We start from the raw sequence: 26,768 nt of genomic DNA, 5'->3' as shown, positions 1-26,768 counted from the left end.
ATTCTATTTTATTTCATTTATAGTAGTAGATAATTCTGCAAGTTCAGCTTTTATTTTTATTTGCTTGTCTTCTAACTCACGCAATGCTTTTTGATTACTCTCTACTACTTCTTGTGGTGCATTTGCAATAAACTTATCATTTTTTAACATAGAGTGTAATTTTGTAATTTCTTTAGCAATCTTTGCTTCTTGTTGGCATAACCTAGAACGCAATCCTTCTAAATCAAGATTTTTAGATTCTATAAAAATTTGTGCATACTCACCAATATCTGAAATACAAGATTCTGGTTTAGAATCTACTAAAACAATATGTTTAACTTTTGCTAATTTTGTAATAAAACTTAACCCAATTTTTCGTAAAAAAGTGAAATCATATTCATTAAAGTCTGAATCATGAATGATATTCTCTAAATCTTTATGTAATACAATAGAAACAGATTCTATCTCATTTCCACCAATATCCAAATTGATACGCATACGTCGAATAGTTGTAATGCAATCACCAATGATTTTAAAGGATTGTTCATATCCTTTATGTCTTGTACTCTCATATGGAAAAGATTCTATCATGATAGATTGATAATTGCCTAATCCATGCTCAATATTATGTCCCAAAAGCGTATGAAATATATATTCGCTTAAAAATGGCATTAATGGGTGAAGGAGCTTCATAGATTCTATTAAAATACTTGCAAGTTCAAAAACACTTTGCTTTTCTACTTTCGCATATTCAATACCAATATCACAAAATTCATTCCACAAAAATTTATAAAGAATGCTCGCATATAAATCAAAACGATAATCTGCAAGTGCAAGACGAGATTCTGTAATCGCAAGATTAAGACGAGATTTCATAAAAATACCAAGCACACTCGTATATTCCCCAAGACTTTGTCGCTCAATAAAAGAATAATTAGAATCCAACTGACTCGCATAGAGTTGGAGAAATTTCATTGCATTCACAATCTTGTTGGTGAAATTACGCGTGATTTCTAGTTGCTTTTCATTCAAACGAATATCGCGCCCCTGAATACAAAGATATGCGAGACTAAAACGCACAATATCAGGACTAAATTTCCTGCATAATACAAGAGGATCAATCACATTACCCTTACTCTTTGACATTTTCTGCCCTTTAGAATCTAATACCAAAGCATGGAGGTAAATATCTTTAAAAGCAATTTCTTTTATATTAGAATCTGCTGCCAATAACATACGAGCAACCCAAAAGAAAAGAATATCAAAACCAGTTATAAGTAAAGAATTTGGGTGAAAATCTTCCAAATCATTCTCATGCCATAAACTACCTTTTCCAAATTTACCATTGCCATAACCAAGTGTGCTATGACTCCAGAGAGCCGAACTAAACCAAGTATCCAATACATCGTCATCTTGTGCAAGATTGTCTGTGTTGCAACGAGGGCATAGAGGACTTTCCTCCTCACTTGCAAATTCATAGCCACACTTACAATAAAATACTGGGATTCTATGTCCCCACCATAATTGACGACTAATGCACCAATCACGCAAATCACGCATCCAAGCATTATAATTATTTTTCCATTGTGCCGGATAAAATTTTGCTTCATCTTGTGCTATTCGTTGTATTGCACCTTTTGCTATTTCAGCCTTTACAAACCATTGCTTCGAAATATATGGTTCAATTACATTTCCACAACGATAACAGATTCCAACTTTATTTTCATACTCTTCAATTTTTTCTATTGCACCATATTGCTGTAACTCTACAACAATCTTTTCTCGTGCCTCCAAACGCTCCAATCCACAAAATTGCACACATTTATCATTTAAAATACCCTTTGAATCAAAAATGATAATCTGTTCTAAATTATGCCGTAATCCTACCTCATAGTCATTTAAGTCATGTGCTGGTGTAACTTTTACTGCACCTGTCCCAAAATCCATATCAACATGAGAATCTGCGATGATTGGTATTTGCTTTTGAATAAGTGGAAGAGACACTTTTTTTCCAATTAAATGCTTATATCGCAAATCATTTGGATTAACCATAACTGCTGTATCCCCAAAATATGTCTCTGGTCTTGTTGTTGCTACAATGAGATATGGAAGCGTATATGGCATTGTTTTATCAGATAAAAGATTTTGCGTATTTGTGTCATTCTTACAATCTAAATCTTTATCAACAATTTCATAGCGTAGATAATAAAGCTTTCCCTTATTTTCCTTATAATCTACCTCAATATCACTTAATGCCCCATCATGAGTACACCAATTTATCATACGTTCCCCACGATAAATTAATCCTTTATTATACCATGTAACAAAAGTTCTTTTTACTGCATTTGCAAGTCCTACATCCATAGTAAAACGAGTGCGTTTAAATGCTGGGGAAAATCCCATAGTACGCATTTGTTCAAGAATCTTACCGCCGCTCTCTTCTTTCCATTCCCATACTTTTTTAATAAATGCTTCTCGCCCCAATTGCTCTTTTGTGATACCTTGGGATAAAAGTTGTTTTTCTACAACATTTTGTGTAGCAATACCTGCATGATCTAATCCAGGTTGCCAAAGTGTTTTAAATCCATCCATGCGCTTATATCGCACAATAATATCTTGTAAAGTAAAAGTGAGAGCATGTCCAATGTGCAACACTCCTGTTACATTCGGTGGTGGCATCATAACACAAAAAGTATTTTTTTGTTCGTTCACTTCAAAATCATGAGATTCTATAATATTATTTTTGTTCTCAAATTTTGATGATAGTTGCGATTCTTTTTGTATTCTTGCATTTTGTAATGTTATATTGCCATCTGTTTCAAAATATCCACGATTTTCACATTCATTATAGATAAGAGATTCCCATGCTTCATTAAATAATCGTTTTTCGCTCACAATATACCTCTTTTACTTTCTTGTATAAGTGCTTTGTGTAATAGAAACACCAAGACTAAATTCAAGATTATTTTTGGCAGTTTTTTTCAATGTAAAAGGAAGATTAAGTATCGCACTAATATTATTTTCATGTAACTTTGGCACAATATTGAGAATAAGACCAAGATTATTCGCACCAACCTCTCCACTAATTGTATAATGTGTTTTCTTTAATTGCTCATTAGGAATAAATTCCTCATTTAAACGTTTCACATTTATTTTTAAAAAACCTTTTGGGAGACTTTTTCGTATAGTTGCTTCGTTAATCTTGCCAGAAAAAACTTTCAATTCTTTATAGTTTGCATTAGAAAAAGAATTGATTTTGGATTGTGCATCTGCGTTTATAGCCCTTGTAGTTTCTAATACACTTTGTGTTGTGCGCGTAAAACGCACTTGTTCCTTATATGAATCAATATTGGGCATAATAAATGTATTAATATAATATGCAACCGATCCCACAAACAATATGCTTAAAATAAAATGCCTAAAAATAATATCAGGCTCAACATCTTTAAGTAATGCCATACAATCCCCTTTTATAAACTGGACACAAACCAAAAAAAATGAAAAATGTTTTAAAAAAGATTTTTCAAATATCCAAAAAGACAACAAGTATCAAATCAATATAAAAGCTTATTTTATCGTATTTAACCGCAAAAAGCAACTTTCTAGTTCTATTTATGCAAAAGACAATTTAAAAATCAACATATTCATTTGACACAACAAATTTATTTCTTCCAATCTTAAATCTTCAAAAAACAATTTGAATTTTTTACATAGAATCTAAAAAGTAAATATTTGAGTTTGTTGTTTCAGTGGATAAGGTTTTGCAATTTGTAAAAGAGAGGTAATAAACTGCCCATTTTGTCGTATCCAAAAACCATAATCACATACAATAATCAAATCTTTTTTAAGACGACTGACTGCAACATTCAATGCAAATAAAGCATTTTTATTATTCGAATTCGTCAAATATTTACTCATCTTTACAGGGGAAAAAATAATCATATCAAATTCTTTGCCTTGTGATTTATGGATTGTAAAAACACGATTTCTGGGGACACCTTTGCGGACAATAAGGTGTTGTTGGTGGCGAAATGGAGTAAGCACAGCATAATCTTTAAAATTATAAGACTGCACAAGCATCTGAATCACATCTGCTTCACCTTCACTCTCATTGCGTCCATGATTATATTGATATTGCTTGCCAAGATATGCACTATCAATATAATAAATTTGAGTTGATAGCCCAACACCACGCAAACCATTTAAATAAATATGACGGTCTAAAATTTTTGCGAGATTATCACCATAGCGATGAGTTGTAGTCAATTTAAAATATGCAATTTCCTTAAATTTTATTTCATCATAATTACTTTTCAAATAAAGATTTTGATATGAATTAAATATTTCTTCCAAAAAAAGTGTATTAAGATTCCAGAGACATACCTCATGATTTTTTTCTCGGATAAGAGAATCTTCCATGAGACAAATTGGCATAAGTTGCTTATGATCTCCTAATAAGGTTAGTGGAATCTCAAGACTAAGTGGGATAATAAGTTTTATAAGGGGAGAAAATGCACATTCATCAAGAAATATATGTGAGAAATCCAATGACGAAAGACTTTGATAACGTTTGACAAAGCTATCCAAAGTTGCCCCAATAACAAGAGAATCTTGTAATCTTTCCTTTAATGTTAATGTGCGGAAAAGTTCGTTTGATTGTTCTACTTTCTCTTTTTCTTCATTTTGCATACAAACTTCCGGAAAATTCTGCAAAAAATCCGCACTAGGCATACCCAAACGCAGAAATTGCGAACGATAAATTCCTCTCTTATCGCATTTTGTAATCAGCGCACTAAAAATTTGTTCTAATGCTGTATTTGTTGGTGCGAGAAGCAATACTTTTTTATTTTGTGCTATAAGATTCAATACAGAAGTAAAAAGCACAACTTGAGTTTTTCCACTTCCACTAATACCCCAAATATAACTTATGGGGGAAGAGAAAATCCCCCTAATAGCTTCTTGTTGCTCTTGGCTAATGAAAGATTCCAAAGAAATAGCAAGTTTTTCTGGTTTTTTGGTAGGAAGCTTTATAGAGACAATATCTTGTTGGCAAAAATCTCGAATATTTTTTACGAGAAATTTGAGATCAACAAAAAGCCCTAAATTATGCCTCCAATTTTTGTCTATTGTGTCTAAAAGTATTTCAAATATATTGCTAGTTTGTTCTTCATCAATACTAAAAAAAACATCTTTATATATATCCTCAAAAAGATTTTTTAACATACTATTTTCAAATGTAATTTTCAATGTTCTTGTGACATCATTAAAACTTTTCTCCTCAATCACATCTAAATCAATATTGTAATCTCCCAGAGAAAGCTGAAGATAATCTGTTCCAATCAAATTCTTTTCAAGATGCAAAAAAAGCGTATTATTTGAACGAATAGACACATCATGAATCTTTATCTCATCTAAACCAAGATTATTCTTCTCTAAATAATCAAGATAATCTGTTGCCGATTTAATGAGATATTGCTGTAATCCTTGCATTGTATGCCTTATAAAAAATTGGGACTCTGTGTTGTTATCTAAAATATCTCACTGCTCTTTTTGTAGTATTTCTCGCACACATTCTTTATCACTAAACTGAATAATAGAATCTTTAAAAATCTGCTCACATTCATCACCCTTCCCTAATATAAGCAATACCCAATCTTTTGGTAAATCCTTAATTGCTTGTCGTATCGCCTCTTTTCTATCAAGTATAATCTTTAGAGACGATTGTATTTTGGTAAGAAATTGATGGGAATCTATACCGCTAACTATTTCATTGGCAATCTCATTGGGTTCTTCACTTCGCGGATTATCATTAGTAATATAAATTTTATTTGCATATTTTGCCGCACTTGCTCCCATTTTTGCTCGTTTGCTTTTATCTCTATTACCCCCTGCACCAAACACAACACTAATCTTTTTTGTTTTAAATGATTCAAAAATTTTTTCCATACCATCGGTTGTATGAGCAAAATCAATGATAATTAAAGGATTATTACTTACAACCTCCATGCGCCCAGAAACACCACCAAACTGCTCAACCAAATCACATATTTTTTGCAAAGATTCATCTGTAAGAGCCTTAATGGCAAGAACAGCAGCCATAATATTATAAAGATTAAACAAACCAAAAAGCTCACTATGCAACAGAGCCGATTGAATATCTGAAGTATATGTAGAATCTTGTTTATTATTCCCCTGTGATTGCACTTTATTTGACATACGAAGTCCAATTTGTGCGAAAATACCATCATTAAGAGAATAGGCATTTACAAAAAAATTTCCTTTTGACTCAATGCCATAAGTGAGAGTATTTGGAAAAAATCGTATTTTTGCAGCACTTGGATCATCTAAATTAATAATCTTGATGCACTGATTATTCTCATTTGTTTGTAAAAAATTTAATTTTGTTTGAGCATAGTCCTCCCAAGTTTTATGATAATCCAAATGATCGCTTGTAATATTTGTCAGAATCTTGGTATAAAATTCCAAACCATAAATACGCTCTTGCTTGATAGCATGCGAACTTACCTCCATTACAAAATATTCGCAACCAAGCAAAGTTGCGGTATGAATATCTTGATAGAGTTCTATGAGTTTTGGTGTGGTTAAACCTTTTGGTTTGATTTGTTTATCATTAACAAACATACCACGTGTGCCAAGCAGTGCAACTTTATATCCCATATCTAAGAGAACAGAATAAATTATAGCAGCCGTTGTTGTTTTACCATTTGTGCCTGTTATTCCGATAATTTTCAGATTTAGATTAAAATATTTTTTTAGATCATCTCGTTGTATTATCTTTGTGTGTGCTGGAAGTGAAGCGAGGAATTTTTCGTTTTGTGGTATTTGTAAAAAGAGGGAATCTTGTCTTAATTCCCGCGTATCATCTGTAATGTGGGGGACTACTTGTTGTTGCGTTGTTGTCATTGCCACATCCTCCATCTCTCTTGTTGTGCCATCAATTTTTACCTGAAAATCATGACTTATTTCAAATGTGTTGAGCTATAAGCCCATGAATGTTAAGGCAGTGTCAATCTTTCTTGAAAGCTGGATAATTATAGCGAAAAAACATTGATATACATAAAACATTAAAAGAATGTATTTAGTATATTCAAAAAGCTCTAAAATGTGTATGATTTTACCCACAAACGATAAAAACATTCTAAAATATTGTTTTTTACTATATTAAACAACAAGAATATTTGTTTAAGAATACATAAGAAAATATTTTTTTAATAATTCTAAGTTTTTATTTTTATCTATCATACTTAGATTCTAATAGATTTGATTGTTGATACTTCCCCATATCATATTTAGGATTTTTGCATTGCTTTTTTCATATTACCAAGATATTTATCATAGAGATTAATATTCTCCTGCATTTTTGGCAAAGCATTTACTTTAAAAGTTTTCATATCTTCCATTGCAGTAATCACATTGTCAAACGCTTCTTTGAGTTTATCCATATCAAGCATTGTATTTGCTGCGCCTTGTTGAATTTGCACACCTTGTTCTTTCAATTTTGCTCCTGTATGTGCAATCAGATCACTTGTTTGTGTATTAATATCTTGCACAGCTTTTAACACTCTTTGTTGTTGTTCCAAACCTTGTGCTGTAATAATTGCCATATTAAGTGCATTAAGTGTTACACTTTTTGTCCTATCAACACTATTTACCAACTCTTTATTATTATTAATCAAAGTTTTTAATGCAACCTCCCCTTGTGTATGCACAAGAATTTGTTGCTGAAAATCCATAATTTTTTGTTTCAAAGGAAAAAGAATCTGGTTTTGTATTGCATCTCTATTTTTTTCTGAAATCTCGATGTCATTATGAGTAATTTCTGCATATATTTCTGGTATCACATCTGAATCATGCGAAATAATTTCTGTATTTGATTGCATTGTCGCATTATTAGATTCTATTGTAAGAAGTTTATGTTGCATTGCTGTGTGTGATGAAGTATTTAGAATAGATTCGATATAATTATTTGCTTCATTTGCAAGTGCTAATTGTTCTTCTAATTTGTGTGCAAGTTCTGCATTTCTTTGTGCCTCAATACCAAGTGCGATATTATCACGCAATAAGGTTTCTTTACTCGTATCAAGTTGTTTAAGTATCTCATTTAATAAATCCTGATTATCTTGAAATTTTTGAAAATATTGCTTCATGCTTTTTGTAGTTTTACCAAAGAGTTTTTCAAAAAACGATGGTTTGAAATTATTTGGATTTAAATCACTTATAGTATTTTGTAATGATTTCAATGCATCAAAAACGGGTTTGTCTCTCCCTTCTAAATTCGCAAGATTCCCGCGTATCATCTCACTAATTTGCATACTTTGTATTTTTTCCTCTTCGGCGAATTTATCCACCATATCTCGTTTTATCTCCCCATTTGCAATACCTTTATTTAGCTCATCGATTAGAGTGTTTGCCATCTTTTTTATTTTCATAGATAATAACCTTTTTTAAACTAAAATATCCTACAAGTATATCGTATTTTTACTACTCTTGCTGTCAAAATAAGATTCTGTCAAAAAGACTCTTTTAGAAATAGAACAAAAAAATCTAAAAAGAAATAATAAACTTCATAAAGAAAATAGATTATACACGAGAAAATACAATGAGTAAGGATAAAACTAAATTAAAGATATATAATATTTGTATGTTATAAGTCACTCAACACAAATAAAAAACAAATGGAAAAAATAATAATGCCAAAATAGTGAGTCACAAACCTTTTTATTTCTCACTATTCAGCCTACCCTAGCATATCTCCAATTTAAAAAGTTAATTTATTTTATTTATATTCTTTATAACCAGTGCTTTTATACTCGACCACCCTCATAAAGTTGTCGCATTCTACGCTTTTCTTCAGCTTTTTTAGCTTTTTCAGATTCTTTTGCATAATATCTCTCAATAGAAAACCCTAAAAGAATAGCTAGTTTAGGAGCAACAAACATAGAACTATAAGTTCCAAAGATTACGCCAACAAGCAAAGGCAAAGAAAAACCTACGATAATATGTCCACCAAAAAGATACAGTGTCAGCACTGCAAAGAACATTGTAAGCGAAGTTAAAAGTGTTCTTGGAAGAGTATTTGAAATAGCCTCATTGATAACATCGCTAATTTGCATCTTTTTTCCTTCTAACATTTTTTCTCGTATTCTATCAAAAATAATAATTGTATCATTAATAGAGTAACCAAGCAATGTTAATAGTGCGGCAATCACTTCGAGATTCATATCAATCTTAAAAATAATTACAGAAGCTGCGGTAATGATAATGTCATGTACAAGAGTAATGATTGAAGCAAGTGCAAATCGCCATTCATAGCGAAAACTTACATAAAGCATCATTGCAAGCGTTGCAAGAAGTAATGAGAGTATCGCACTTTTTGTCAAATCATCTCCAACTTTTGCTCCTACACTATCGAGTTTGCGAATTGTAAAATCTCCACTCGAAGCAAGAGTCTGATACAATTCACTTTCAAGTTCCTCTGATTTAAGATTCTCATGATATGGAATTTTTACAACAATTTCATTATCTGCACCAAATTTACTGACTTGTGTATTATCAAAATGTGGATTTGTAGTTAGAAGTTTGCGGATTTCAACCATTGGAGCTTGTTTTTCTTGGTATTGAATCTGTGCTGTGCTGCCACCAGCAAAATCAATCCCAAAATTAAATCCGACACCAAAAAAAAGATAAATTGAACCAATAGTAAGTAGAATAGAAATGATTAAACCATACTTACTCCATGATACAAAGTCAAATACCCTATTTTGTTTGAATATTTCCATATTACCTCGATTTCTTTTTGATTCTATTATCTTTTGTTGCCAAAGATACAAGGTTTGGATCAAGCTTTATGCCAAACCAAAGATTAATTTTCTTACTTTTTTCTATTTTTTCACCAAGCCAAAGATAAATTCCATGTGTGCCAATGATAGCAGTAATAATCGAAGCGAGAATACCAATCCCTGTGGTAATTGCGAAACCTTTGATAACACCTGTTCCATATATATACAACAATAGTGAAGCAATCAAAGAAGTGATATTTGCATCAAAAATCGCTCTTGAGGCATTTTGATAGCCAATTTGAAGTGCCTTTACGACACCCATTCCTTGCTTAAGTGCTTCTCTTACTCGTTCATTAATGATAATATTTGCATCAACTGCCATACCTATCGTGAGAACTATTCCAGCCATTCCAGGTAGTGTCAATGTTGCATGGAAAAGTGCCATAACTGCAATAATTAAAAAAAGATTGATAATAAGCACCAAGGAGGCAAAGATTCCTGCAACAGAATAATAGAAAATCATAAAACCAGCAACCAAGACTAAAGCACCAATTAATGCTACAAATGAAGCATATATAGAATCAGCACCCAAACTAGGACCGACACTACGTTTTTCTATAATACTTACAGGAGCAAGTAATGCACCAGATCGCAATGTAATAGATAAATCTTTTGCAGTTTCGTGTGTAAAATCTCCTGTAATAATACCGCTACCACCACCAATGCGTCCATTGATCGAAGGAGCTGATACAATTTTTCCATCAAGCACGATTGCTAATCTTTTTTTGATATTTTTACCAGTAAAATCACCAAAAATTTCTGCACCTTTCGAATCTAACTTAAAGCTTACAGCATTCTTGCTTTCTTCGAGTGTTGGTCGTGCGTCAACTATGGAGCTTCCATCAAGAATTGGTATAGATTTCAGTGGAAGCTTTGCGTTTTCATTTGTTGCATAAGGAAGCAAAATATCACCTGCATTCATAGCTTCAGATTCTGTAAGATCACTGCGTATAGCTAATGTCTCATCAACTGCCATAAAATCAAGTTTTGCATTTTGTGAAATGAGTTTAATGACTCTATCTTGCTCTTCTTTTGTATTTGTCCCAGGCATTTCTACACGGATTTGATTAAGTCCCTCACGAACGACATTTGGTTCTGTTAATCCAAATGTATCAAGTCTCTTTCGTATAATAAAAATAGCCTGATCGATAGCACCTTTCGCGACATTTCTTTCTTCTTCTTCACTTAATGTGATAATGAATTTATTACCATTCTTTTTAACTTGCGATCCATTTATATTGGCAAGAATTTTGTTAATTTCTGTCTCTTTATCAGTATCAATGAGGGTAAAACTTACACTACTTTCTTGTGCTTTAAGCTTATTAATAAATATGTTTTGTTTATCAGTTTTATATTTTATTTCACTAAGAATTTTAGAAAAATGATTTTTGATTGCCACTTGCACGTTTACATCGAGTAAAAGACTTAATCCACCCTGCAAATCAAGCCCAAGAGTAATTTTTGGTTTATCTTTGAATAAAGGGTATTTTACACCATCTTGAAAAAATGAGGGAATGCTAAAAATAATTCCAAATAAACAAGCAATAATCAAAGTTAAAAGGCGATAATTGAAAGGTTTTTGGGTATGCTTATGAATTTTTGCCATATTTTATTTACCTTATAGAGAATCTAGATAGTATTACACATTTATTATTTAATTCTTCTCCACAGAATCATCAGATTCCGAAATATCATCAATTTTATAGGCAACATAATCTTTTGATAATCGCACTTGGCTATCGCCTAAACGAACCATTATAAATTTCTCCTCTTGTTTAATTACCTCACAGACAAATCCACCATTTGTAATAACTTTATCGCCTCGTTTTAATGTTGTTACCATTTCAGCATGTCTTTTTCGTTGTTGTTGTTGCGGACGAAACACCAAAAAATAAAAAACCAAAATCAAAACCACAAGCGGTAAAAATGATAATAAAGATTCCATAAAAACTCCTTGTAAAATACTTAGAAAATAAATATCTCTAACTTACTGAAAAGACAATTGCGAATTGTAATTCTAGCACAAAAGTGTTTAATTTTTAGATTTTCCTATTAAAAGTAAAAAAATTACACCAACAATACATGATGATAATGAAGCAATTAAAATTGTAACTTTCGATAATTCGCGTGCAGCTTCATTATCAAATGCTAATCCTGAAACAAAGAGTGACATAGTAAAGCCTATCCCAGCAAGCATACCAGCACCAATAATATGTAACCATGAGATTCCTGTTGGTCGTTTTGCTATACCAAATTTTTCACAAAGGAATGTTGTGAGGAATATTCCAACTGGTTTTCCAACGACTAATCCTAAAAAAATACCTAAAAAAATATGATCAATATGAAAATTAAAATTTGATTGCAATGTTACACCTGCATTTGCAAATGCAAATAAAGGCATAATAAAATATGCACTCCAAGGTTGCAAAAAGTGTTCTAAACGCAAAAGCGGATTTTGAGTGTGAAGAATATTTTCACGAATTTCATGAATAAATTCAACTTTATGTGCATCAAGCAAAACAGAATCTTCTTGTGTCTGGTAAACTTTTATTTTTGACCATTCATTCAATTGTGCCTGAAAAGCCGAAAAATCTTGTTTTGCTCGCACAGGAATACAAAATGCAAGCACGACCGCAGCTATTGTTGCATGGATACCACTCATGTGTACAAATATCCATAAAAGAACTCCCAATATTAAATACACTCTTAATAATTTTATGCCTTTTGAATTACAAAGTGTAAGAACAATGATAATTATACCAGCGACAGCTAACCACATCACTTGAATATTTCCACCATAAAATAAGGCAATAACTACAATTGCACCCAAATCATCAACAACGGCAAGTGTTACCAAAAAGATTTTTAATGCTGTTGGAACGCGTTTACCAAGCATAAGCATAACACCTAAAGCAAACGCTATATCTGTTGCCATTGGGATTCCAAAACCATGTGAAGAATTTGTATCATAATTGAGAGCATAATATATTACACCAGGAACAATCATGCCACCAATAGCCGCAATTGCCGGAAAGGCAGCCTTAGAGAATGAATTTAACTCACCAAATAGCATTTCACGCTTAATTTCCAAACCAACCAAAAGAAAGAAAAATGACATTAAAACATCATTAATCCAATCACGCAAGGACATACCGATATGATATTTATTAAAAGTAAATCCAAATTCATAATGAAAAAACTCACGATAATAATGTTGTAGAGGAGAATTTGCAATACCTAATGCCATCAGTGTGCTTATTGCAAGAAAAATCCCACCAAAAGATTCACTTTTGATAAAATCTGCAAGGGCTTGTGTCATACGCATGAGAACTCCTAAATAAATTTGAGATAAATAAGAATTTTATAATAAGAAAATTATATATACTTAAATAAAAATTGAGATTCCGTTACATTATAAAATCATCAAACAAAATATGAATATATACTTCTTTTTGAAATCTTATAAGTTAATGTTATATTATAGTGTAATAAAATAAAACAATTTTATTTTTACTTTATTTTCATATTAACTTAAAACATAAAATACAGAATACAATAAGGTTTATTAAGGCTTAAAAAATATTTCATGAATACATATTATGCTCTTAGGGTTTTTGCAATTTAGAATCTCAAGATATTAAAAAGCTTTGCAGATTTTTAATAACAATAAAATTATCAATTCAATGAATCAATCACAGAGAATCTTTTTTACCTTGTGTTTTTGCATTTTTATATTCTGAGAGGATTACCCCAAGGAGTGTAAGAATGATTCCAATAAACATCACAAATGTTATTTTTTCATCTAATACAATCATTGATACCACTATCGTAATGATAGGTGTGAGATAGACATAGATATTTGTTTTAACCGCACCAATTAATTGGGTGGCTTTGTTCCATATAATAAAACAGATACCAGAGGAAAATACTCCTAAAAATAAAAGATTTAAGAAATTGATAGGCTTTGTAAGTTTTTCAATATCAAAATGAATATCTAAAAAGAAAAATGCAGGAATAATAAAAACAATACCATAAAATATTACTCTTCGCGTTGTCAAAATAATATCATAGTTCATTTTTGTTATCCGTGCGATAATAACTGCATAGATTCCCCAACCAATAGCAGAAATAATCGCAAAAAAATCACCCAATGGATTAATAGAAATATTGAAATTTCCATTAAAGCTTAAAAGAAAAATACCCACAATACAAATACAAAAACCAATAAAAAAATTAATATATGGCTTTTCTATTTTGAGGATAAATGAAAAAATTCCTGTAAAAAGTGGTGCAGTAGCAATAATGACACTGACATTTGAAGCAAGTGAATAATCCATTGCAAGATTTAAAAAGAGATTATAGATTGTGATTCCAAATAATCCAGCAAGAATAAAATATACCTCTTCTTTCATATTTTTTGTTCTTAGTCTTTTTGGTTTCCATAATATTAAAAGAGTATATCCAACGATAAATTGCATAATAAGCAATGTCAAAGGCGTAAAAGATTCTAAAAGAATCTTTGTTGAAACATAAAGTGCTGACCAAAAAAATACACTTAAAAAAGCATATAAATGTCCATACAATTTCATCATATTCATGAGAATTCCATTTCTTGAGATTGTAATATTGCAAGATTGGAATCTAATCGCTTAATATAATTACGAGCTACATCAATACGATTGTAGATAAATCCCCACAAAGCCCAAATGTAATTTGAAAGTAATTGCCCCTCAATGACTTCAAGATAAGTAATCTTATCATATAGAGAAATAAAATAGAGAATCTCATCTTTATTTAATTCAAGTTCGGCACTAAGATTCCCTATTTCCCAAGCAATTGAGCAAAACCCTGCATATTCAAAATCAATAAATTTTACTTCACATCCATTATACATAATATTTGGAAGTTGCAAATCCCTGTGGCATAGCACAGAAATATCTTTATCCATCTTTCTTGCAATGTTTAGTAATAGCTTGTGTTCTTGTTGAGTGAGTAATGGGATTTTTGCAAGTTTTTCAAATTTTACTATTTCACCTACCATGCTAATTGATTGAAATGTAGGATAATCTTTGAATGTAAAAGAATGCAGTTTTTTAAGTTTTTCTACAATAAGTGGAAAAATTTTTTCTTTATTTTTTATATCTTCAAAAGTTAAGATTCTATAATCATTTAAAAATGTAGAAAGCTTGATATTACTATCATAGAATTCACATTGTGTTGTTATATCTGTATTCTGTAAAAGCGATATAATTTCTTTTTCTGAATCTCTATTGACAATATTTTCTATTCCTTTTCGCGGGATTCTAATAACTTTTTCTTGTCCTAAAAATGTAATTTTATAATTAATATTTGTTATACCACCAAGTCTTTGTATATGCGAATCATCACTACATTGCACAGCAATATCTTCTGGAGTTAATAAATCATGATATAAAGCATCTTGAAAAGAATCAATCTCTACATAAGTATTATGATGAAAAGCATAGCAATCGATTTTTGTCAAAGAACGCAGGACACAATATTCCCAATACTCATCATCGCTACATTTTTCTAATTCTTGCTTGAAAATCTCAATATCTTTTTCATTATCAAATACAGCAATTCCATCACCATACCCGCTTGTCGCATTTGTATCTATATCTTGTATTTTAAAGTTAGAATCTGTAATATATCCCCAAGATATGACATTATTTGTAATCGTTTGTGCAATAAATTGTGAAACATTTGGTTTAATATATTGGAAAAAAGATTCTGTAAGATACAAATCTCCATTAAGAATAATGCTACCTTTTTGCATTTCATCAATCACAAGCTTTAAGGAAGCGGCACTATTTTTCGTGGCATAATCACTATAAGTTATTTGCTTAAAACCTAATCTTTTTGCATAAGGTGTAAATAATTCACTTTTGTATCCAGTAACAACAATTATATCATTCACTCCCCCAGCTTGCAAATGCTTAATCATATTTTCAAGCAAAGCTATGCCACGAATTTCTAAGAGTGGCTTTGGTTTTAGTAATGTCATAGGAGCTAATCTAGTGCCCATCCCTGCTGCAAGAATAATAGCTTTCATATTTTTCCTTTTTATAGATTTATAAATTGTGAAATCTTATATTTGACTGCCATAAATTCGATAGTATTACATATAAATATTCCCTATTTATCCTTATATTTTTCCGTTACATCTTTCCAGTTTTTTGGGTCGTATATATCACCTGATTGGTTGGGGGTAAATTCGTAGTAAGTGTATGGTATAAAATAATTTTTGTTAAATTTCCATCCCATGTCATATGTCAGAATTATTCTATCTTTTGGTAGATTCTCTAAAATATTTTGTGCGACATGCGGACATGGTGTCTCACTCTTGGCGATATTTGCACAAAAGATTGTGGCTAAATCATAATTGACAAGATTTGCATGATTGATTTGTAGCTCACCTCTTGCATTATATGGCTTATAGAAAAATGGCACAACGAAGTTTTGTTTGATAGGCAATACAGAATCTGATATGCCATGTGCACCATGATCTGCTGTGATAAATATTTCTGTATTATCATATATTCCTAATTTCTTCATCTTATCTATTGCTTCAGCAATCCATTTTAGAGCGCATATTTCACTTGTTTTATGTTCACCAAAATTTTCTGTATATTCGCATTTAGAATCAAGTAAATAAGGATCATGTGTTATATCAAAATGGAAAAATTTAAATGTTGATTGTGTGGTGCGATTAGAAATGAGTTCCTTAAAGGCATAGACTTCAGCAATAGGGGATAATTTTACGCTCTTCACTCTAAATAACCAAAAGCCACTTTTATAAACCTTTGGACGCATACTATATGTAGCAAATCTAAACACACCAAATGAAAAAAGCTTTGAAAATGGGATTCTCTTGTGAAAATCTTCTGAAATACCATGTTGCTGTCTGTAAAATGTCTCATATTTTTCTGTATTGAATATAACATCATTTTTCTCTTTAACTAAGGGATAAAAATACGCGCCATCAAGTGGCCATTCAACAATACCTGCTGTCTTATACCCCGCACTATGAAAGGCATTAAAGATTCCAGCATAGCCTTGCGCTATTTCTTTCCATGAGCCATATTTTGTATATCTTTGATTGATATTATGCCCGGTATAGTATTCCCCAGCAATGATACTTGCAAGTGTTTGTGCAGTATTACCAGAAGTGGATAATACTCTATCAAAGTAAGTAAAGCCATCATATTTATTTGCAATATCTTTATAATTTTCTATATGCTGATTGATAGAATATCCATCGGCTCTATCTAAGATAATGACTAACACATTATTTTTCTCTTTTGAGAAATCAAATAGTGGATCGACTTCCTGTGTATTTTTCGTAATAAAATTTCTCTCTCGTGTTTTCACTTTTGTATCTTTGGAATCTTCAGCAATAAGAAATTGATGGCTTTGCACATAGCTAATGATATTCCCAGCAAATACAAGACTCATCACAAATGCCACAATAAAAATAATTTTAACAAGATAAATGCTATATCGCCAAGCAAGTAAAGCAAATGCGAACACAACGAAAACAACGCAGAGAACAATATCTATGATGCTATCCCTTGTGCTTACAGAAGGCATATTAGCAAAGACGAAATCAGTCATAAGACCATAATCCCCAGTAAGCACAAATGTGTAACTCACCCCAAGTAATAAAAATGCAAAGAAAAGCCCAACAACAATTTTAAAAACACGCGTATAAGAAAAAAAACTAATAAAGTATAAAAGGCTTAATGAAAGCAGTAAAAAACAACCAAACATAACCTCTAGCGTATTATAAGTATAAGCAAGATTAAACTGCGATACATCAGAGCTATACACACCATAAGGAGAGAAAATACATATAATAAAACAAGCACTAAGAATAATCCATTTTATAAGATTCTGAAAAGATAAAAACTGGCTTTGTTTGGCTTGTATTTGCATTTGCAAATATGCTTTTATGGAATCTTTATTGCAATTGTGTTCTTTTATAGAAACAACACTAGATGCTTGTTGCACAAGAAAATTATTCACAACAAGCCCTATTTGTTGAGAATCTAGCTTAATCAAAAATTTAGGATACGATTCAAAAAGCCCCTTAAACCATAATTTTGACTTCTGCAAAAAACCAATCTTTGTAAAATCTTGATTATATTGCGATAAAAGATTATTGAAGTATTTTGTTATATTATCTAAATCTTTAGAATCTAAATCAAGAGAATCTTTGTTTTTGTTATATGTATCACAAATTTCCTTCCTTCTTTCTATCAATTTCACAGATAATGTCTTGAGCAAAGAAAACAACATATTCACACACCAATATAAAACAAGTGCTGATGGCATGTTATAAAGTAGCACAAGGAAAAGCAGTGCAATCAATGAGCCTTGTATCCTAGCACCCAACTCCTTTGATAAACAAAATACATTTATAAGGGTAAAAAGTGTCATTAAAAGTGGCAAAACATGCACACCATAAACAAGATCTGGTTGAGATAAATCTCCAATCCATAGAAAGCTATTGCCAGCAAGAACTTCTGATTTCTTAATAACAAGATACATAGCCCAAAAGAATGGAATCTGTAACGCCAAACCACCAAGGCTACGCAAAGCATAGATTGGGTGATATTTATGTTGTCTATAAAGTGCATTTGTAAAAGCATGAAGCTTTGCACCTTTATAAACCTTTTTCCACCCTTTTATACGAGAATCTAACTTTGCTTTTAAGTCACTTTCTTGTTGTGCCTTTTTATCTGTGTATAAAAATAATTTTAACAAGATGAGATTCACAGTAAGACTAGAGAGAATAATGCCCATTCCACTACTATTATGGGTCCAAAGTCTAAATCTACCAAATAACCAATCCAATACATTCTCCAAAGGAAAGATGCAAATATAATATAAAATATCAATCATTGTCCCCCTCCTACATTAGAAACAAAAGAATAGTTATATGCTGTTTGAGCTTTATTTTGCAATTGATTTGAGAATATATTATTTCGCATTTCATTCTCCGAAATATTAGAATCTTTAGTTTGATACATTGTTGTAGAATCTAAGATTGCATTAAGACATGATAAATGCTGGTAAATAGAATATTTTTCCCCAAGTGAAGATTCCAAAATATTCCTATGTATTTTCAAAAGCTCTTTTGTGCTAACTTCTGCACTTGTGCCTTGATAATGCCAAAGTAGTTCTTTCATTTCAGCTATATTTTTATTTAAGATTCCAGATTTATCTTCTAAAAAAGATTCTAAAACAGATGCAAGATTGGGTATTTCTTCATCTTTGATACTCCTGCCAATTTTTTGCAACGCACCTTTTACCCACGGAGTGTCATAAATATCCTCTAAATCATATCCTGTGATATTAAAGTTGAATTCCATTGTGGCAATAGGTTTAGAAAAAAGACAAAGAAAATCAAATAAAATCCCAGAGAAATCACCAAGCATTAAATCCGCTTCTTGCATAGCATAAATGTTATCTATATTACTATCCCATTTTATATTTGGACAATCTTTGGTTTGAGCTTTAAGATTTTCTAAGATATGAGATTCTGAAATATAAGTTTGTGGATGCGGACGTATGATGATATTAAAATTTGAATCTATAAGGGGAGAGATAACCTTCATACCATATTTACTTAAAATTGCTTCACGCCCCCATGACGGTGAGATTAAAATTGTGTATTTATCAGAATCTGCTTTATTTGTGAAAAAAGAAGTTATAGGTTTTATTTCCTGATTCTCATATATTAATATTTCATTCTTTGCAAGTTGTGCTTGAAATTTTTTGAGTTTAGAATCTAATACATCTAAATAAGTGCAACCTGTGATTGTAATTTGTTTTGTTGGTAAATTACGGACTTTTTCAACTTGACGAATAAAATCATTATGGATTGGAGAATTTGTAAAAATACTATCAAAATAATCAAGTGCAAACACTTCGTAATTATCAACATGAGGAAGTGAATGAATAATATGACAATAATGTTTTACACCTTTGCTACGTTTGATTTGCAAGACTTCAAGCTGTGGGGTAGTCATTAAGACTATATCAGCTCTAAGGCTATTGAGCTTCATATACGCTTTATTGCTATCGCCGATAAATTCGACTTGTGCTAATTCATGATGAGGCTGTGATAAAAGAGGGTCGTTTGGACTTGAAGTGTAATAAGTATAAGGATATTTTAAAGATTCTAAACATGTTACAATAGGGTGAAAAACGCTATAATATTGCTTACCCTCATTGTAAATGACTATGCCATGTGCATCTTTTTGTCTAAAGATATTACCACGAGAATTGCGGGATTTCCCCCCCCCCCCCCATTAGTATCTAAGAAAGCTTTTGCTTTATAAAAAAAACTTTTTAAGAAAAACATGCCTGAAGCAATAATGGCTATAATGGATGAGAGCAATAATGATCCTGTACCTGGATCTAAATATGCAAAAGCAGTATGCGGAATACATAGAAACAATACAATAAAATTAATGATTTTTTGCATGATTATACATCCTTCGATATTTTTTACAACTATCTTAGTGAGACTATGTGAGTAATACTTTTCTACAAGTTTTAATAATTATAATTTTTATATCTCGATTTTATTTTTTATTTGATGATCTGTGTTAGATTCTGAAATTATACGGAAAAACTTTACTCTTTTCACTTAATTATTTAATTTTATAAGATTTTTAAAACTCAAAAATTATGAATTGTAATGGTCGGAGTAGCGGGATTCAAACCCACGACCTCACCCACCCCAAGGGTGTGCGCTATCAAGCTGCGCTATACTCCGTTATAACGAAATGGTAAATATTAAAGTCAAATTTCATTAACATTAATGAAATTCTTACGAAATTGAATTATATCTATATTTTTTAAAGAAAGTAAATATTTTCAAAAGAAAATGGCTTTGAATATGAAATTGTTGATTGATTTTGTTTGAAAAAACATGTTAGAATACACACAAAAATAAAGATGAGGTTCTTGTATGTCTAACGATAAAAAAGAATATGTAGTAGGAATAGTTGGTGCAAGTGGTGCCGTAGGCGAAGAGTTATTATTAATCTTAGAAGAAAGAAAATTTCCTCTCAAAAAACTTGTGCCATTGGCAAGCTCCAGAAGTGTAGGTAAATCAGTTACATTTAAAGGCAAAGAATATCCAATCCTTGAAACAACTCATGATATTTTTGCACAACAAGGTATTGAAATAGCTTTTTTTAGTGCTGGTTCAAGTGTAAGTGAAAAATATGCTTCAAGTGCAACAAAAGCAGGTGCTCTCGTAATTGACAACACAAGCTTCTTTCGTATGCACGAAAATATTCCACTTGTTGTCCCAGAGGTGAATCCAGAAGATATTAAAAAAGATTCCACAATTATTGCTAATCCAAATTGTTCAACAATTCAGATGGTGCAAGTTTTAGCTCCACTACATCGTGAATTTGAAATTGAACGCGTAGATGTTAGCACTTATCAAGCCGTCAGCGGTGCAGGTAAAAAGGGTATGGAAGAACTTGTATTGCAAATGCAAAAGTTTTTTGCTTTTGAGTTAGATTCTACAATACCTTCAGCTTTTCCACATCAAATTGCATTAAATCTTATCCCACATATTGATACTTTTCTTGATAACGACTACACTAAAGAAGAAATGAAAATGGTCAATGAAAGTAGAAAAATCATGCACACTGATTTTGCTCTATCGGCTACTTGTGTTCGTGTGCCAATTTTGCGGAGTCATAGCGAGACATTAACTATTCGATTTAAGAAAGAAGCAAACGCCAATCGTGCAAGAGAGATTCTTAAATCTTCACAAGGTGTAATTGTGTGCGATGAACCAAATAAAAATAACTATCCGATGCCAATAATGGCTACAAATACCGATGAAACTTTTGTTGGACGCATCCGTGTGGATAATTTTGATAAACATATTTTACATGTATTTTGTGTTGCTGATCAGATACGTGTGGGTGCAGCAACAAATGCAGTAAGAATCGCAGAAAAATGGATTGCACTATCGAAATAGATTCTCTATGTGTTACCATAAAGTTCATTTTCCTAAGAGTTAATAGAAAATAAACATAATTGATACTCTATTAATCAAATCAAGTTAGAATAAATCTAATATTTTATTTTAAGGATTAATCATGCAAGAATATGGTAAAAATTATAAGAGTTTAGCAAAGCCTGTATATATTGAAGAAATGAATTTAAATAACTATATGGTTATTGATATACGAGATCCAGAAGAAGTATGTGCTGCCAGAATCAAAGGAGTGCCAAATATTAAAGAACCTCATGCAATCTGCAATCTCGCAAAGGATAACCCAGAAAAAAAGGTTTTGGTGCATTGCAAACGCGGTGGAAGAGCCTCCCAAATGGGAAGTGAATTAGTAAAAAGAGGTTGCAATAATATATATTTCTTTGATGATATATTTTCAAGATTCTATGAGAAATTTGAAATTGTTGGCGATAATAAAGATTGTTTAAAAGATTTAAGTTATTAGAATAAATGGCACTTTGGAATATGAAACTCCAATTCTTTATTGCACTTAAAGCATTGTGAGTTCATTCATCTCTGAAATAAGACATGAAAGAATGATTGTATTGTAGCAAAAGTGCTATACTATAATAATTCGTTAAACTTTAACTATACTAAAATTTATTACCAGAAAAGTTTGAGATGTAAAAAATACAAAATTAAATAATAACTCTAAAAATCCACATTATTTATTCCCCCTCCCCCCCCTTTTTTTTCGAAACCACTTTCTCTAAAAAATAAAGTGTTTAATACATATCCATATTTTACTTCATACCACAAAACACAAAAAGCATATTGAATAAGATACTATTAAACGAACAGCCAAACAGAGGGTAAGATTATTGAGTTCTTATAACTTTGCCATACATAAGCTTGCTATGTAAATACTTGTTAAATGTGCTGTAAGAATGTGTGATGTTGATAGGCTATAACATGTTTTATTTGAGAAAATTTCAGCTCTTTCTCTTGGACTAAAACCACCCTCTGCACCAATAATAATACCATTTTTGGCACATTCTTGCAAGAGATTCGCAGGAAGTGATTCAAGCATTAGAGGCTGATAAGAACAAATAGCTGTATCTTGTAATGAGTGATTATTATACAATGGAATCTTTGTGATAGTAAAAGATTCTCTAGCAAAATCAATATAGCATGCCTTCTCAAAAGCACAAAAAACATCTGATAAATCTGAAAATATATTGATTGACATAAAATTACTTCGACCACATTGCATACATGAGTAATAAAGGATTTTTTGTGCTTTTTGTAAGTCAATTTTACGATTTTTTTGCGAATAGTCAGCATAAAAAAGATTTAATGAACTCACATTAAGAGCGTTAAGCATACTTAATGTATCATAAATATCTTTGGTATCAATCATTGCTACAATTAAATGTAGTTCTTGAGAATCTTTAGTAAATTGATTAGAATCTTGTAAAAGAGATTCTAATATAAAATTTGATTTTTTTGTATGTTTATAAAAATATAATGTATCATCATGAAGATTCCTGACTTTTAAAATACCATTTTCTTTAAATCTTCGTACCCGAAATAAATAATGAGAATCTCTGGAATCTAACATAATTTGATGTAGTCCTGCATCTTTATGATAAAAGAATTGCATCATTACCCTTTATAGGCTTTAGAGAAGCCAATTACGATAAAATAAAGCAGTAAAAATAGAAAATACATAATTTTACAGAATTTTGTATATTTCTTCATGCCCTCCAAGCTTGTCTTCGCCTTTTTTAATGTGACTAAACGATAAATTTCTCCTGCAAGAAAAATGTAACATACAATAATCATAAGAATAATCCGCAAATCGAAAATAAAACCTCTCATAGATAACAAAAATATTCCTGTAACAATAGCTACACTTAACAAAAAGAAAGTAATCGGCATAATAAAATATATTTTATTATTCATTGAGAGGTAAGTTTTATGTGAAAAAAGCACAAGCAAATACCATACATAAGGAAGTATAAACATACATGTGAAAATCTCATGCATAAGAGAGCCTTGTGTATATGCATCACTCAAAAAGAAACTAAAATTTTCCTCAAAATCCATCTTGCACCTTTCCATTATTGTAGTAAATAAAGGCTAAATTCTACAAAAAAATCTTCAAAATTCCTATATTTTGCTATGATTTTTTATTTTATTACCATACATCTTTATTATAATTATACCCATATTTTCTTGCCACAAAAACTTAAAAAAATAATTTTATCTAGTACACTACAAATTTAACTACCCTATTCTTTTGTATTAATATTTATTTTATTACATAGCATAAAATAAGGAATGATTATTTTGCGATTATACCTTTTAAGAAAATTGAGAGTTAAATCATCTTATTTTCTTGAACAGATAGCACACTTTTGATTTCTCTTAAAAATTCCTCATAGACATTATTTTGCTGATAGATCCGGATAATAATTTACAAGATTTCAACGACCTCAATATCAGGATGAATATCTCTACGCAATGTTTGCTCAACACCATTTTTTAAAGTAAGATGACGACTCAGACACCCGCTACAAGCCCCCTCTAAACGAACAAACACTTTAGTATTTTGAATCTTTACTACTTCGATATTCCCACCATCTCGTAAAAGCATAGGACGCACTTTCTCAATACTCATTAAAACTGGTTGCAATAACTCTTCATCACTAAATGGAAACATATTTTTCCTTAAATTCTATTGTGCCAAAATACATAAAATTTACTTTAATTGTTCAGTAATCTACATTCTTAAATAAAATTTTTACTAAGAATATAGATTCAAAGAATTTAAACTTCAATGCAGAAATATAAAATTATGAAAAACTTTTTATAATCTTTTAACTAAAATACACTTGATAAATTGATAGAAAATCTTTAAAAAATAATTATGCACGTTTCAAGGCAATAGCTTCTTTAATCAAATCATCGGAAGTTGTAAATGCTTTAGCATTCATTGAATAACCCCTTTGCATTAGTATAAGATTAGTCAAAGCATCTGCAACATCAACATTGCTTGTCTCGACCATCCCTTGTATCACTTTACCTTGCTTGAGATTAGAATCCTCCCCCCATACAAGTTTTGGTTTTCCACTTTGTTGCACAACCTCACCATTTGCTGTGGTTGGATTCAATGCATAAAGATTCCCACCAACTTTACGCAAACCTTGATCATTAGCAAACATTGCTAATCCTACGCGTCCAATCGCCTCTGTTTGACCATTAGTAAAAGCAACAGAAATAATACCTTCATTATTGATTCTAATATTTGACATTTCACCACGATTCTTGCCATCTTGTTCTGTATTGTTTAAACCAGATTCTGTATAAACATGATTGGTGCTACGATTAAGAGAAAGTGTAATTTCTTTTTCTCCTAAGAATGGAATCTTTAAATCATCTGCATCTGCCTTTCCTTGTGGATTAAAAAATATCTTTCCTTCTTTTACTTCAGAACTCACGAGCATTCTATTTCCAGAAAACTCATGGATATAACTACGGACATTCCATGTTTCTGGAGATTTTTGCACACCTTCTCCATCACCCGCATTCACTAAAAAATACTCGCTTCGTAAGGCATATTTTTTACCACTTGGATCAAAAATTTCAGTTGTATTTGTGAAGCTTGGCACACCAAGATTTGTTCCTGCAATATAATCATTTTTGTTCATTGGATCCATTTCACCAGTAATGTGTAGTCGTTCAAAAAAATTCCCGCTTACCTTTACTTTCACAGGAGTATTTGTATTGTTTTTTAACACAAGTACACCTTTTGGGTCAATCACACCATTTTGTCCTCGATTTAGCTCTAAGTCAAGCCCACTATCTCGTTTGATAAGATATTGTAATTGCCCAATAGTATGAAATTTACCTTGAGATGATGTGCCATCACCATATTCATAATGCAACACTTGAATTGTCCCATCGGGCAAAGTTACTTCAAGGTCAGCTTTAGGAAAATTATTTGGACGAATCATATCTCCATCACGATTTGCCAATGCGTTAAAATCTTGATTAAAAAAACCCATTTCGTTAAAAACACCATTTGTTGTATAAGCCTCAACAACATTTTTAAGTTCTCCGGTGCGATTAAGATTCACAGACAAATCAACCTTTGTAGTTTCAACAGGTTGATAGCTAATTTGAGGTGGGATAGAGATTGGCTTCATAACCCCTTTTGCCAATTCTTTATAATCTTTTTCAGGATCCTGAGAAGCTTTAAAACTATTGTCTTTTATTTTCCCAAGATTCACTCCATAAAGATAATATCCCTCTGAATTTACTAAATATCCATCAGAATCTATCGTAAAATCTCCATTCTTTGTAAAGAAATTCTCATCGCTTACCTTAAAATCATCATCATTAATTTCAAATTGTCCCTCTTTATTTTTACCAACAACAAACCAACCTTTTCCGGTATATGCTACTGCTGTATCACTATCTGCTTTTTTAAGATTCCCAATCTTTGTAATAATATTATTGCTCCCACCAGTAACTCCATAGCTAAAATCATTATTTGTAACCGTTGAAGCATTAAGAGAATCCATGCTACGAGAAAAGAGAGTTTTAAACTGCGGATCATTTGCTTTATATCCTGTCGTATTGACATTGGCTATGTTATTTGAAATGCTATCAAGCCCAAACTGATGAGTTTTAATCCCACTGACCGCATTTAACATTGTATCATTCATGTTGCCTCCTGCAAAACTTTCCTTAAATCTACTAGAATCTTTCTTGATAAATCTAGCTTTCACAAATAAGTGAAGTTATTTTGTGTTAGCTAGCAAAATATGTGCCAAAATTAGAATTACCTTAATGAAAAAACTTCTTACATGCAAATAACAATAGTTATATACTTATAAATCAGATTTTAAAAA

Annotated in this window: 20 protein-coding genes and 1 tRNA gene; 2 read left to right on the top strand and 19 right to left on the bottom strand. The window is 31.2% G+C overall.

Annotated elements, in window-relative coordinates; genetic code table 11:
- Positions 1-3 precede the first annotated feature (3 nt).
- From CQA53_RS01225 to CQA53_RS01155, 15 genes are all read right to left on the bottom strand, one after another.
- Entirely contained in the window at positions 4-2,874 is a 2,871-nt protein-coding gene (locus tag CQA53_RS01225) for a valine--tRNA ligase (RefSeq protein WP_181882306.1), read from the bottom strand.
- Positions 2,875-2,886: 12 nt separating this feature from the next.
- Positions 2,887-3,438 carry a hypothetical protein gene (locus CQA53_RS01220; RefSeq protein WP_115542178.1) on the bottom strand — a complete coding sequence of 184 codons (552 nt, stop codon included), beginning with the start codon at positions 3,436-3,438 and terminating at the stop codon, positions 2,887-2,889.
- 258 nt (positions 3,439-3,696) lie between these two features.
- A complete protein-coding gene (locus CQA53_RS01215; protein ID WP_115542177.1) occupies positions 3,697-5,469 on the bottom strand; it encodes an AAA domain-containing protein in 1,773 nt (590 codons plus the stop codon).
- 48 nt (positions 5,470-5,517) lie between these two features.
- On the bottom strand, positions 5,518-6,903 hold the full coding sequence (locus CQA53_RS01210; RefSeq protein WP_181882305.1) for a UDP-N-acetylmuramoyl-L-alanyl-D-glutamate--2,6-diaminopimelate ligase: 1,386 nt from the start codon (positions 6,901-6,903) through the stop codon (positions 5,518-5,520).
- Between the two features lie 386 nt (positions 6,904-7,289).
- On the bottom strand, positions 7,290-8,429 hold the full coding sequence (locus tag CQA53_RS01205; protein ID WP_245945563.1) for a toxic anion resistance protein: 1,140 nt from the start codon (positions 8,427-8,429) through the stop codon (positions 7,290-7,292).
- A 375-nt stretch (positions 8,430-8,804) separates the two neighbouring features.
- Complete coding sequence (gene secF / locus CQA53_RS01200; protein WP_115542175.1) at positions 8,805-9,779, bottom strand: protein translocase subunit SecF; 975 nt, start codon at positions 9,777-9,779, stop codon at positions 8,805-8,807.
- A gap of 1 nt (position 9,780) precedes the next feature.
- Complete coding sequence (gene secD, locus CQA53_RS01195) at positions 9,781-11,445, bottom strand: protein translocase subunit SecD (protein ID WP_115542174.1); 1,665 nt, start codon at positions 11,443-11,445, stop codon at positions 9,781-9,783.
- A gap of 48 nt (positions 11,446-11,493) precedes the next feature.
- On the bottom strand, positions 11,494-11,784 hold the full coding sequence (gene yajC, locus CQA53_RS01190; protein ID WP_115542173.1) for a preprotein translocase subunit YajC: 291 nt from the start codon (positions 11,782-11,784) through the stop codon (positions 11,494-11,496).
- 87 nt (positions 11,785-11,871) lie between these two features.
- The gene (gene nhaA / locus CQA53_RS01185) at positions 11,872-13,164 is read right to left on the bottom strand and encodes a Na+/H+ antiporter NhaA (protein ID WP_115542172.1); all 1,293 of its coding nucleotides are present in this window, start codon (positions 13,162-13,164) and stop codon (positions 11,872-11,874) included.
- Positions 13,165-13,531: 367 nt separating this feature from the next.
- Entirely contained in the window at positions 13,532-14,437 is a 906-nt protein-coding gene (locus CQA53_RS01180; protein WP_245945561.1) for a DMT family transporter, read from the bottom strand.
- Positions 14,434-15,912: a sugar phosphate nucleotidyltransferase gene (locus CQA53_RS01175; RefSeq protein WP_115542171.1), complete on the bottom strand. Its 1,479-nt coding sequence runs from the start codon at positions 15,910-15,912 to the stop codon at positions 14,434-14,436. The genes CQA53_RS01180 and CQA53_RS01175 overlap by 4 nt, the downstream gene beginning before the upstream one ends.
- An 83-nt stretch (positions 15,913-15,995) precedes the next feature.
- The gene (locus tag CQA53_RS12225) at positions 15,996-18,764 is read right to left on the bottom strand and encodes a YidC/Oxa1 family membrane protein insertase (RefSeq protein WP_181882304.1); all 2,769 of its coding nucleotides are present in this window, start codon (positions 18,762-18,764) and stop codon (positions 15,996-15,998) included.
- Positions 18,761-19,930, bottom strand: coding sequence for a CDP-glycerol glycerophosphotransferase family protein (locus CQA53_RS01165; RefSeq protein ID WP_115542170.1), 1,170 nt, complete (start codon positions 19,928-19,930; stop codon positions 18,761-18,763). The genes CQA53_RS12225 and CQA53_RS01165 overlap by 4 nt, the downstream gene beginning before the upstream one ends.
- 176 nt (positions 19,931-20,106) lie before the next feature.
- The gene (locus tag CQA53_RS01160) at positions 20,107-20,352 is read right to left on the bottom strand and encodes a hypothetical protein (protein ID WP_115542169.1); all 246 of its coding nucleotides are present in this window, start codon (positions 20,350-20,352) and stop codon (positions 20,107-20,109) included.
- Positions 20,353-20,569: 217 nt separating this feature from the next.
- A tRNA-Pro gene (locus tag CQA53_RS01155) sits at positions 20,570-20,646 on the bottom strand.
- A 195-nt stretch (positions 20,647-20,841) separates the two neighbouring features.
- Between CQA53_RS01155 and CQA53_RS01150 the strand changes: the two genes are divergently transcribed.
- Both CQA53_RS01150 and CQA53_RS01145 read left to right on the top strand, forming a co-directional pair.
- Complete coding sequence (locus CQA53_RS01150; RefSeq protein WP_115542168.1) at positions 20,842-21,873, top strand: aspartate-semialdehyde dehydrogenase; 1,032 nt, start codon at positions 20,842-20,844, stop codon at positions 21,871-21,873.
- Between the two features lie 121 nt (positions 21,874-21,994).
- Entirely contained in the window at positions 21,995-22,354 is a 360-nt protein-coding gene (locus CQA53_RS01145) for a rhodanese-like domain-containing protein (RefSeq protein WP_115542167.1), read from the top strand.
- 384 nt (positions 22,355-22,738) lie between these two features.
- Here CQA53_RS01145 and CQA53_RS01140 read toward each other — a convergent pair whose 3' ends face one another.
- The 4 genes from CQA53_RS01140 to CQA53_RS01125 form a co-directional block, all read right to left on the bottom strand.
- Positions 22,739-23,512 carry an RsmE family RNA methyltransferase gene (locus tag CQA53_RS01140; RefSeq protein WP_115542166.1) on the bottom strand — a complete coding sequence of 258 codons (774 nt, stop codon included), beginning with the start codon at positions 23,510-23,512 and terminating at the stop codon, positions 22,739-22,741.
- Positions 23,513-23,514: 2 nt separating this feature from the next.
- On the bottom strand, positions 23,515-23,958 hold the full coding sequence (locus CQA53_RS01135) for a hypothetical protein (protein WP_115542165.1): 444 nt from the start codon (positions 23,956-23,958) through the stop codon (positions 23,515-23,517).
- A 370-nt stretch (positions 23,959-24,328) separates the two neighbouring features.
- Complete coding sequence (locus tag CQA53_RS01130) at positions 24,329-24,574, bottom strand: NifU family protein (RefSeq protein ID WP_115542164.1); 246 nt, start codon at positions 24,572-24,574, stop codon at positions 24,329-24,331.
- Between the two features lie 205 nt (positions 24,575-24,779).
- Entirely contained in the window at positions 24,780-26,582 is a 1,803-nt protein-coding gene (locus CQA53_RS01125; RefSeq protein ID WP_115542163.1) for a flagellar hook-basal body complex protein, read from the bottom strand.
- Positions 26,583-26,768 lie beyond the last annotated feature (186 nt).

Source organism: Helicobacter didelphidarum (genome assembly GCF_003364195.1).
GTDB classification, from domain to species: domain Bacteria; phylum Campylobacterota; class Campylobacteria; order Campylobacterales; family Helicobacteraceae; genus Helicobacter_A; species Helicobacter_A didelphidarum.
Note: the sequence above shows the minus strand (reverse complement) of the source record. Positions and strands in the feature narration are given on the sequence as shown.

Excerpts from the sequence above, each read along its gene's own strand:
- CQA53_RS01220 (WP_115542178.1), bottom strand. The coding sequence starts at position 3,438 with ATGGCATTACTTAAAGATGTTGAGCCTGATATTATTTTTAGGCATTTT.
- CQA53_RS01215 (WP_115542177.1), bottom strand. The coding sequence starts at position 5,469 with ATGCAAGGATTACAGCAATATCTCATTAAATCGGCAACAGATTATCTT.
- CQA53_RS01210 (WP_181882305.1), bottom strand. The coding sequence starts at position 6,903 with ATGACAACAACGCAACAACAAGTAGTCCCCCACATTACAGATGATACG.
- CQA53_RS01205 (WP_245945563.1), bottom strand. The coding sequence starts at position 8,429 with ATGAAAATAAAAAAGATGGCAAACACTCTAATCGATGAGCTAAATAAA.
- secF (WP_115542175.1), bottom strand. The coding sequence starts at position 9,779 with ATGGAAATATTCAAACAAAATAGGGTATTTGACTTTGTATCATGGAGT.
- secD (WP_115542174.1), bottom strand. The coding sequence starts at position 11,445 with ATGGCAAAAATTCATAAGCATACCCAAAAACCTTTCAATTATCGCCTT.
- yajC (WP_115542173.1), bottom strand. The coding sequence starts at position 11,784 with ATGGAATCTTTATTATCATTTTTACCGCTTGTGGTTTTGATTTTGGTT.
- nhaA (WP_115542172.1), bottom strand. The coding sequence starts at position 13,164 with ATGCGTATGACACAAGCCCTTGCAGATTTTATCAAAAGTGAATCTTTT.
- CQA53_RS01180 (WP_245945561.1), bottom strand. The coding sequence starts at position 14,437 with ATGAATATGATGAAATTGTATGGACATTTATATGCTTTTTTAAGTGTA.
- CQA53_RS01175 (WP_115542171.1), bottom strand. The coding sequence starts at position 15,912 with ATGAAAGCTATTATTCTTGCAGCAGGGATGGGCACTAGATTAGCTCCT.
- CQA53_RS12225 (WP_181882304.1), bottom strand. The coding sequence starts at position 18,764 with ATGATTGATATTTTATATTATATTTGCATCTTTCCTTTGGAGAATGTA.
- CQA53_RS01165 (WP_115542170.1), bottom strand. The coding sequence starts at position 19,930 with ATGAAGCTCAATAGCCTTAGAGCTGATATAGTCTTAATGACTACCCCA.
- CQA53_RS01160 (WP_115542169.1), bottom strand. The coding sequence starts at position 20,352 with ATGCAAAAAATCATTAATTTTATTGTATTGTTTCTATGTATTCCGCAT.
- CQA53_RS01150 (WP_115542168.1), top strand. The coding sequence starts at position 20,842 with ATGTCTAACGATAAAAAAGAATATGTAGTAGGAATAGTTGGTGCAAGT.
- CQA53_RS01145 (WP_115542167.1), top strand. The coding sequence starts at position 21,995 with ATGCAAGAATATGGTAAAAATTATAAGAGTTTAGCAAAGCCTGTATAT.
- CQA53_RS01140 (WP_115542166.1), bottom strand. The coding sequence starts at position 23,512 with ATGCAATTCTTTTATCATAAAGATGCAGGACTACATCAAATTATGTTA.
- CQA53_RS01135 (WP_115542165.1), bottom strand. The coding sequence starts at position 23,958 with ATGGATTTTGAGGAAAATTTTAGTTTCTTTTTGAGTGATGCATATACA.
- CQA53_RS01130 (WP_115542164.1), bottom strand. The coding sequence starts at position 24,574 with ATGTTTCCATTTAGTGATGAAGAGTTATTGCAACCAGTTTTAATGAGT.
- CQA53_RS01125 (WP_115542163.1), bottom strand. The coding sequence starts at position 26,582 with ATGAATGATACAATGTTAAATGCGGTCAGTGGGATTAAAACTCATCAG.